An 8,653-nucleotide genomic window follows, 5' to 3' on the forward strand; every position below is an offset into this window, starting at 1 on the left:
AGGAAAGGCGGTTGGCAAACCCACCTGCCAACCGGGAAAAACGCGACCGAAAAAAACGCTTGCTTAGGTACGCCGGGTAATCGGTTCTTGGACGTATTCAACCGTTGCTGCACTTGGCAGGTGAATCTAAAGGCCGTCTGAAAACTCACTTCCATATGTTCACGGCCTTTGTTGATGGGATTATTTTTTCGTTAATGTTAAGCCTGTCCAACCAAAAACCAACGTCAAAATCAGGCTCAGGTAACAGAAGAAGGCAAACGGCAGATATTCCCACACCGGCACATTCAAGGTCTGGCTGATGAACACGCCGCACACGCTCCAAGGTACTAAGGGATTGATGACCGTACCCGCATCTTCTAACGTACGCGACAAATTGCGCTGATGCAGGCCGAGCCTGTCATAAACCGGTTTAAAGGTTTCACCGGCAAGCAAGATGCTCAGGTATTGTTCGCCAATCAAAATGTTCACGCCCAAGGATGTTGTGGCCACGCTGAAGGTAGCGCGGCTGATGTTAGTCAGGAAATTACGGATAATGTCGAGCAAAGCAGGAATCACGCCCAGAGCAAACAGCAAACCGCCCAAACTCATGCCCAAAACCACAATGGTTTGCGTGAAAAACATGCTTTCCAAGCCGCCACGCGAAATCAGCCGGGAGATGTCTTTGAATTGCCCGCCTTCCAGCTTGTAGCCGCTGAAAAACCATGCACCCAATTGCTGTAAATCAGGGCTGCTGTAGAAATAAGTCACCACCAAAGCGGCAATGGTGCAGAAAATCATCGCCACCACCGCGTTCACTCGCATCATGGCCAATACGGCCAGTAAGGCAAACGGTATCAGCGAATCCAAATGTACCAAACCGGTGGCCTCCAATGCATTGCGGAAATTTTCGATGTTGTCCAAATCATCAACCGCCACTGTCGGCAACACCCACAACATCAATGCCGCGCTGATGAGCCACGCCGGAATGGTGGTGTACATCATGTTTTTGATGTGTTCAAACAAATCAATGCCGACAATTGAGGCAGCAATACCGGTGGTATCCGACAAGGGCGACATCTTGTCACCGAAAAACGCACCCGAGACCACCGCACCGGCAGTCATCGCCAGATTAGCTTCAAACGCCATGGCTATACCCATAAAAGCCACGCCGACTGTGGCGCAGGTGGTGAAGCTGCTGCCCACCGCCACGCCGACCACCGAACATAAAACAAATGCCGAAAAGTAAAAATAAGTCGGTGAAATCAAGCCGAAACCGTGATACATCAGTGTCGGAATCGCACCGCTCATCATCAGCGCGCTCACCATCAAACCGATAAAGAAAAACAGATACACTGCACCCATGCCCTGACTGATGGCCTGAATCATGCCGTTTTGCATGTCATTGTATTTCAAACCGCGGCACAAACCATACAAAATCAGGGCAATAATCGCGCTGATGATCGACATGTGCGGCAACCAACCAAGCGAAATAATGGTATAGCCCATCATGGCAACCAATAAAACTGCCGCCGCCACCGCTTCCCAGCGCGGCATGTCGAGCAGTGATTTAAAACTGAACATATTCTGTTTCCTATCTTTGAGACATCAGGCATTTTATCGGGTTTACGTCATTTTACAAACTAATTTTTACGTCAGACGGCTGTTTTCATCAAAACCCATCAATTATGTGTTTATCTGTCGGCATACAAAAAGGCCGTCTGAACAACAGACGACCTTTTGAAGTCTAACAAGTTTTACGCTTCGTCGGCTTTGTAGCCTTTGACGGCGAAGAATACAATGTACACATAGCAGATTGCCGATACGATATAAGAAGGCAGCAAGCCATAAGTATCAGCCGCCCAACCTTGTACCACCGGTACAACCGCACCGCCGACAATCGCAGTACAAATCACGCCGGAAGCGGTGCCGGTGAATTTACCCAAGCCTTTGGTAGCCAAAGAGAAGATGGTCGGGAACATAATTGAGTTGAAGAAACCGATCAGCAGTAATGACCACATAGTTACTGCGCCGCCAACTGCCAAAATTGCGATAATAATCAGTGCGATCGCCACGGTAGCATTAAACGCCAGATATTTATTCGGTGCAATTTTGTTCATCAAGGCCGATCCGATAAAACGGCCGAACATCGCACCACCCCAATAAACCGACAAATATGCCGCGCCGGTGCTGTGGTCCAAACCGGCCAAGGCTTCCAATGCATTAATCATTATCGAACCGATCGCCACTTCCGCACCTACATAGCAGAAAATACCTGCCGCACCGAAAACCATGTGTTTGTATTGCCACACGCTGGTTTTACCGTCATGATTGGCTTCGGTTTCTTCTTGGGCGATTTTACGCGCATCCGGTAGCTTAATCATTGATACGGCTACGGCCAGCAACAACATAAAACCGGCCAGGCCCAAGTAAGGAATTTGCACGGAAGAAATGCGTTCGGCTTCAGAGGCCGTCGCATCAACAAAAATCAACATTGCACCCAATGGCGGTGCAATCATGGTCGCCAACGAATTAAACGCCTGAATCAGGGTCAACGTAGTTGATTCTTTGCCTTTGGGTGCAAGCAGCGTCACATACGGATTACCCGCCACTTGCAGCAATACGATACCGCTGGCCAAAATAAACAAAGCACCCAAAAATACAGCATATGAATGGCTGCCGGCGGCCGGATAAAACAGCAAACAACCCACCGCTGCTACGACAAAGCCACCAATCACACCGGTTTTATAGCCGAATTTTTCAACAAACTGACCCATCGGAATCGACATAATGGCATACGCGCTGAAGAAACAGAATTGAATCAGCATTGCCTGCACATAAGTCAGGTTGAAAATTTCCTTCAAATGTGGGATCAGAATATCATTCATGCAGGTGATGAAACCCAACATGAAGAACAGAGAACCCAGTACCGTTAAAGCCGGGGTGTTGCTTTTATGAGTTTGCGCAGACATGAGGTGCCTTTCGTCTTACTATAATCAAATTTATACAGTTAACTTACGTTAATTCAGGATGAATCATACTGATATTTTGTTATTTTGCAAACCATTATTTCTGCAATTTCGTCAGATTTGCCATAAAATTGTGATAAATCAAATAATATTGTTGTTTGAAAAGCTTACAGCGGATTTCCACCGTTATATTCCTACAAAATAATACCGATATGCCTTTACTTTACGCTTACATTGCATTGGCTTTTTCGGCCTTTACATCAGCCACTATCCTGCCTGGTACATCTGAAGCCGCGTTTGCCGCATTTGCGTACCGTTTTCCCGAACATGCCCTGGCCGCCTGCTTGTGCGCAGGGGGGCTTAACGGCTTGGGCAGTATGGTTTCATACGGCATGGGGCGTTTGTTACCGGATAAAAACAGACCGTCTGAAAAAACCATCCGCTGGTTCGAACGCTATGGAGCATGGATCTTATTACTGGCTTGGGTACCGCTAATCGGGGATGCCCTGCCGGTTGCCGCAGGCTGGCTGCGATTGGGCTGGTTCAAATGCACCGTCATTTTACTGATAGGCAAATTATTGCGCTACGGCGTGATTTTATGGGGCATGCAAGGATTGGTATTAAACTGAATCCAAGGAATTTCCCTTGCCGACGGCATTTTGATGCTTGACAAACAAGACACAAACTTCATTTTTTTCAAAAGAAAACCTTAAACAAAACCCATTAAGAAAGCCGTCTGAAACATTCCGTTTCAAACGGCCTTCATTCACGCCCAAGCTTACAACACTTTTACAATGCTTTCGCACAAATAATCAATGTTGTCATCAGTCATACCGGCCACGTTGATACGGCCTGAGCGCACGATGTAAATGGCAAACTCGTTTTTCAAACGATCAACTTGCTCCGGGGTTAAACCACTGAATGAAAATATGCCGTTTTGTCCGATAATGAAATCAAAATCTTGCGCTGCACCTTTGGCTTTGAGCAACGCAACAAACTTATCGCGCATGGCTTTGATGCGGGCACGCATTTCGTCAAGTTCGACAATCCATTGTGCTTTCAAATCCGCATCTTTCAATACCAGCGCGATGGTATTGGCACCGTGGGAAGCAGGATTCGAATATAGCGTGCGGATAATGGATTTGACTTGGCTGTGCACGCGGTTGGCGGTATCTTCGTTTTCCGCCACCACGGTAAAAGCACCCACACGCTCATTGTACATGCCGAAGTTTTTTGAATATGAACTGGCAATCAGCAATTCTTTGTTGCATTTCAGGAAACTGCGCAAACTGTAGGCATCTTCTTCCAAACCGTTGCCGAATCCTTGGTAGGCAAAGTCAAACAGCGGCAACCAGCCTTTTTCAGCCGACATTTGTGCCAATTTGTCCCATTGTGCCGGCGTCGGGTCTATACCGGTCGGATTGTGGCAGCAACCGTGCAGCAACACCACATCGCCTTTCCCAACTTGGCTCAAATCTTCAATCAGTCCTTCCCAATCCAGCTTGTGTTCTGTAGTGTTGTAATAGCGGTAATCACGCACTTCAATGCCGACTGCTTTGAAAATAGCATTGTGATTCGGCCAAGTCGGGCTGGAAATCCAAACGTTTTTGACGTCCAACCGGTGTTTGGCCAATTCGGCCGCCACACGCAGCGCACCGGTACCACCCAAGCTTTGCGCGGTTTTCGCACGGCGGCTGGCGATGATTTCATGGCCGGCACCAAACAGTAAAATCTGCGTTTGCGCATTGTATTCGTCCACGCCGTCGATAGCCAGGTAGTTTTTGCTGGTTTCGCTTTCGAATAAACGTTTTTCCGCTTCTTTAACTGCTTTGACAATAGGGGTTTCGCCTCGGGCGTTTTTATATACGCCGATGCCGAGGTTGACTTTTTCAGCACGGGTTTCGGCTTTAAACGCTTCCCCCAAGCCTAAAATCGGGTCGGCCGGTACCGCATGAATGGTATCAAAAAACATTTGTCTGCTCACTTTGATTTGAAGAATATCGTAAATTATCTTTAACAGGGCGGCGTTGGTTTTCCTTGCCCTTATTCAAATCTTATTCACAATAAATTTAAAACAGTAACTTTTGGAATTTTACGCCTTTTCAGGCCGTCTGAAAACCGGATTCAACCTCCTGTATACCCATTGAAACCTTTTCGCTGCATGCGTTTGCCAACAAAAGCACATTCTGTGACAGATATACTTTTTTAAGGCTTAAGCGCGGTTGCTGTATTTGTAACCCAAAGCTTCGGCTTCTTTGATGGTGTGGACGTAAACATCGCCATCCCCCCAATCCATATGCACCAAATCATATGGTTCCCACGCGCCTTGGCGGATTTCTTCGTATTTGGCCGGTTTTTTATCCCGCAAAAACGGCAGGAAATATTTTTTGCTGCCGCGTTTACCAGTGTGACATTTCACCAACGGATACGGCTGCAGCGTCAAATTATCAAGCAGCAACACACCCTGCTCTTGCGCATAAGCAGCCACCTGGGCGGATAATTTCGGTTTGGCGGCCAACACAGCCTGCACTTCACCACAAATGGCCCGTTTATCGATAATGCTCTGCATATTTTTCACAATGCGGTCAATGACGTTATTCACATTGGTTTTAGCCGCCACTCCGTCGCTCCAGTATTTAGTTTGTACAAAATGGGTGATGGCGTCTTTTTCGCAAATCAAATCAATACCGCGGTTGGAATTGGAAACCCCTTCAGTCAACCCGTAATATTCGACACGCCAGCCTGCGCGTTCGTAAAGATAACCGAGATAACGCTCATAACGGTCTCCGGCCTCACGTTTGGATAAATTGCGGCGGTTGGCATATTCCCACAATTCGCGTTCACGGCCCTTGAGTCCGTCTTCATCAATTTCAACACGCGGCGCATCGGCGGCGGCGAAATCGGCAGGGAAAGCCGCGGCACGAAGCGCATTTTCCTTCGCACCGTTCGGCACGACGGCAACTGCTTCCTGTTTCGGTGTTTGCTGTGCGGCTATTTCCACCTTATCGGCACCTCGGCCTGAAGAAGAAAACACTGTTTCGGTTAACGCTTCAACCGCTTTATTGCTTTCAGACGGCCTATCTACGTCAAGATTGGTTTGCGGTTTTTCAGACGGCGTTCGACCCAATATCTCGGTTTCGTCAGCGTCTGTCCAATCTGCTTCATCTTCATCGTTCGATTCTTCTTCCCCCACAATCAAATGCGCGTGCCGTTCGAGCAGCCCGCTGAAAGCATCAGTCCATTTCCGCCACTCTTGTGAAGCAACCGAATTACCGTGTTTCTCGTAAAAGGCTTCTTCAAAATACATGCGGTATTTGAGCTGTTCTTTGCGGATTAACGCTTCTTCGCCGACAGAAAAATCTGATTTCGTTTGCAGCCTGGCTTCCCATGCCAACACGTCTTTTTCAAATTTGGCATAAGCCGCTTTAATTTTGTTCAAATCGTTGTCGGAAATATCCGTTTGCTCCTCTTCCAAAGGTTCATCGCCGTGATTGGCCACCACCGCTGTCTGCATTTTTTCTTTGGCGGCCTGACGCGACAGGGCTTTTTCCTCCTCGGTCTGCTTTTCGGCATCAAGCCTGGCTTTTCTTCTCAGCTCCGCCAAACTCAATATCACGGCCAAGACAACAATCAGTAATACAATCAAACTTATGATTAAAATCACATCCATTTTATGTTCTTTGTTTTGCTTTATGTTGGTTTAACAATGCTGAAGGCCGTATAAAAAGCTTCAGACGGCATTGGTTTTGTCGTGTTTACACAATTGCCAATAAATCTGTCGGCGCATCAATACGTGCGTCCTGCAACCATGCTTCGGTATCGTCGGTTTCGGAAAGATACCCCCAATTCACCAAAACCGCTTTCATACCGGCGTTTTTAGCAGCCTGCATATCGCGCTCGGCATCGCCCAAATACACGCAATATTCGGGCTTCACGCCGATTTGTGCGCACGCATACAGCATTGGTTTGATGCTCGGTTTGGCTTCGCCGCAGGTATCGCCGCTCACCACTACTGCCGGCGGGACGGCAAAGCCGAGTTTCGGCACCAGCTTGTCGGTAAATTGCGCCGGCTTGTTGGTGATGATGCCCCATGCCAAGCCGCGTTTGTCGAGTTCGCGCAACAAATCGTTTACGCCGTCGAACAACACCGTTTCATCCGCGTAACATTCGCCATAGCGGTCAAGAAAAGCCTGCCGCCATTGCGCATGATTGGGGTGCTCAGGGGCCATGCCTGCTCCCATTTCCAACAAACCATTCGCGCCGTGGCTGGCAAACGGGCGGATTTCATCCATGCTTTTTTCGGCTAAGCCATTGGCTCGCAATACAAAATTCAATGCACCGCCCAAATCTGGCGCGGTATCAGCAAGCGTGCCGTCTAGGTCGAATAATATGGCTTGGGTCATGAATCTTCCTTATTTAAACAGGCCGTCTGGACAGATGTAAATTCCAAACGACATTATTTTAACAGATTTTAATGATGTCCGTGCCGCGTGCGTGCGAATATCGGCACATCAACGGATATGAATAGGGCAAGGCCCTTTTGTTCACATTAGGCCGTGTGAAAGTCAAAACCTTTCAGATACCCTTTCCTTCTTTCATACTCTGCTCGAAATTTTCCAACATAGCCAATTCGAACGTGCTGAATCCTGCCCGCTCACGCGCCTCAATATTGACATGGCCGCGAAAAATAAACATGTCGTAACGCACAATCAACTGGCGGAACAAAGCCATCGGCTCTAAATCACGCTCGCGGCACAAATGCTGATACCAATGGTTGCCGAACCGGACATGGCCGACTTCATCGCGGTAAATAATGTCCAACACCGCACAAGTGTCTGCATCGCCGCGCTGCCTGATCTTGTCGCAGATGCCCGGTGTTACGTCCAAGCCGCGGGCTTCCAGCACCCGCGGCACCAAAGCCATACGCAGCAAAGGATCATAAGCGGTTTTGTATGCCATGTCCCACAAATGATTGTGCGCCTCAAAATCACCGTAATCGAAACCATGATGCCGCAGCCGTCCGCGCATCAGATTGAAATGATAAACCTCTTCTTTCGCCACCCGAATCCAATCACGGGTAAATTGCGACGGCATCAGGCGGAAACGGTAGGCCGCATCCAGTGCCAGATTAACCGCATTAAATTCAATGTGCGTAATCGCGTGCAACAAAGCGCCATAGCCTTCCGGCGTGGTCATTTTACGCGGTTTCACCGCAGAAGCCGGTACCAATTCAGGCTTCTGCGGCCTGCCGGCAAAACGAAAATCCAAAGGCGGATCGGTACCATCATCGGTCAGCTCGACATTTTGAATCTCGGCAAACAATTGATTGGCCAACACGCTTTTTTCGTCGGGATGATCAGACAACAAAGCGTGTTCAAGTAAGGTATAAGGGTTGTAAGACATGATGTTTCCCAAAACGGTTTGAACTGAATTATAGCGCGATATATTTTCAGACGGCCGTGAGTCCGCATTTCAAATGCAACATTTGGCTGTTCCCGATTGTACCGCTTTCAGAAACAAATTAACCGGAGAATCATAATCCGGCATTTTTCCTCGGCGGCGGTTGGGGGCATCTTCGACCGCCTTAATTTGTTGCCTGCCGAATTTCCTGAAATCCGTTCCTTTCTGGAAGTATCGGCGTATCAACTGCCGGTATTCCCTACCGTCCCCTTTCCCCAAGAACGGCAGGGAGGGCAGAAGTAGGTTTG

The 8,653-nt window shown here is 48.3% G+C and carries 7 protein-coding genes and 1 pseudogene; 1 reads left to right on the plus strand and 7 read right to left on the minus strand.

The window, feature by feature from the left end; translation table 11 throughout:
- Nucleotides 1-180: 180 nt before the first annotated feature.
- Both nhaC and C7N83_RS11815 read right to left on the minus strand, forming a co-directional pair.
- Nucleotides 181-1,560, minus strand: a complete 1,380-nt coding sequence (gene nhaC, locus C7N83_RS11805; protein WP_106742861.1) for a Na+/H+ antiporter NhaC — start codon at nucleotides 1,558-1,560, stop codon at nucleotides 181-183.
- Between the two features lie 173 nt (nucleotides 1,561-1,733).
- Nucleotides 1,734-2,948 (minus strand): sugar MFS transporter, encoded by a 1,215-nt coding sequence (locus tag C7N83_RS11815; RefSeq protein WP_106742863.1) that lies wholly within the window; start codon nucleotides 2,946-2,948, stop codon nucleotides 1,734-1,736.
- Between the two features lie 209 nt (nucleotides 2,949-3,157).
- Between C7N83_RS11815 and C7N83_RS11820 the strand changes: the two genes are divergently transcribed.
- The gene (locus tag C7N83_RS11820) at nucleotides 3,158-3,574 is read left to right on the plus strand and encodes a YqaA family protein (protein ID WP_106742864.1); all 417 of its coding nucleotides are present in this window, start codon (nucleotides 3,158-3,160) and stop codon (nucleotides 3,572-3,574) included.
- A 149-nt stretch (nucleotides 3,575-3,723) separates the two neighbouring features.
- On the opposite strand, the gene C7N83_RS11825 is transcribed toward C7N83_RS11820, so the two are convergent.
- From C7N83_RS11825 to C7N83_RS15360, 5 genes and pseudogenes are all read right to left on the minus strand, one after another.
- Nucleotides 3,724-4,917, minus strand: coding sequence for an amino acid aminotransferase (locus tag C7N83_RS11825; RefSeq protein WP_106742866.1), 1,194 nt, complete (start codon nucleotides 4,915-4,917; stop codon nucleotides 3,724-3,726).
- Between the two features lie 240 nt (nucleotides 4,918-5,157).
- Complete coding sequence (locus C7N83_RS11830; protein ID WP_106742868.1) at nucleotides 5,158-6,615, minus strand: hypothetical protein; 1,458 nt, start codon at nucleotides 6,613-6,615, stop codon at nucleotides 5,158-5,160.
- Nucleotides 6,616-6,700: 85 nt separating this feature from the next.
- Nucleotides 6,701-7,348, minus strand: coding sequence for an HAD family hydrolase (locus C7N83_RS11835; protein WP_106742870.1), 648 nt, complete (start codon nucleotides 7,346-7,348; stop codon nucleotides 6,701-6,703).
- A 172-nt stretch (nucleotides 7,349-7,520) separates the two neighbouring features.
- A complete protein-coding gene (locus C7N83_RS11840) occupies nucleotides 7,521-8,348 on the minus strand; it encodes a ferritin-like domain-containing protein (RefSeq protein WP_106742871.1) in 828 nt (275 codons plus the stop codon).
- A 69-nt stretch (nucleotides 8,349-8,417) separates the two neighbouring features.
- A pseudogene (locus C7N83_RS15360) lies at nucleotides 8,418-8,653 on the minus strand (hypothetical protein); the annotation flags it as partial.

The sequence above is a fragment of the Neisseria iguanae genome (assembly GCF_003013245.1).
Classification (GTDB): Bacteria; Pseudomonadota; Gammaproteobacteria; order Burkholderiales; family Neisseriaceae; genus Neisseria; species Neisseria iguanae.

Coding starts and splice junctions, on each gene's coding strand:
- C7N83_RS11820 (WP_106742864.1), top strand. CDS start 3,158: ATGCCTTTACTTTACGCTTACATTGCATTGGCTTTTTCGGCCTTTACA.
- C7N83_RS11840 (WP_106742871.1), bottom strand. CDS start 8,348: ATGTCTTACAACCCTTATACCTTACTTGAACACGCTTTGTTGTCTGAT.
- C7N83_RS11830 (WP_106742868.1), bottom strand. CDS start 6,615: ATGGATGTGATTTTAATCATAAGTTTGATTGTATTACTGATTGTTGTC.
- C7N83_RS11825 (WP_106742866.1), bottom strand. CDS start 4,917: ATGTTTTTTGATACCATTCATGCGGTACCGGCCGACCCGATTTTAGGC.
- C7N83_RS11835 (WP_106742870.1), bottom strand. CDS start 7,348: ATGACCCAAGCCATATTATTCGACCTAGACGGCACGCTTGCTGATACC.
- C7N83_RS11815 (WP_106742863.1), bottom strand. CDS start 2,948: ATGTCTGCGCAAACTCATAAAAGCAACACCCCGGCTTTAACGGTACTG.
- nhaC (WP_106742861.1), bottom strand. CDS start 1,560: ATGTTCAGTTTTAAATCACTGCTCGACATGCCGCGCTGGGAAGCGGTG.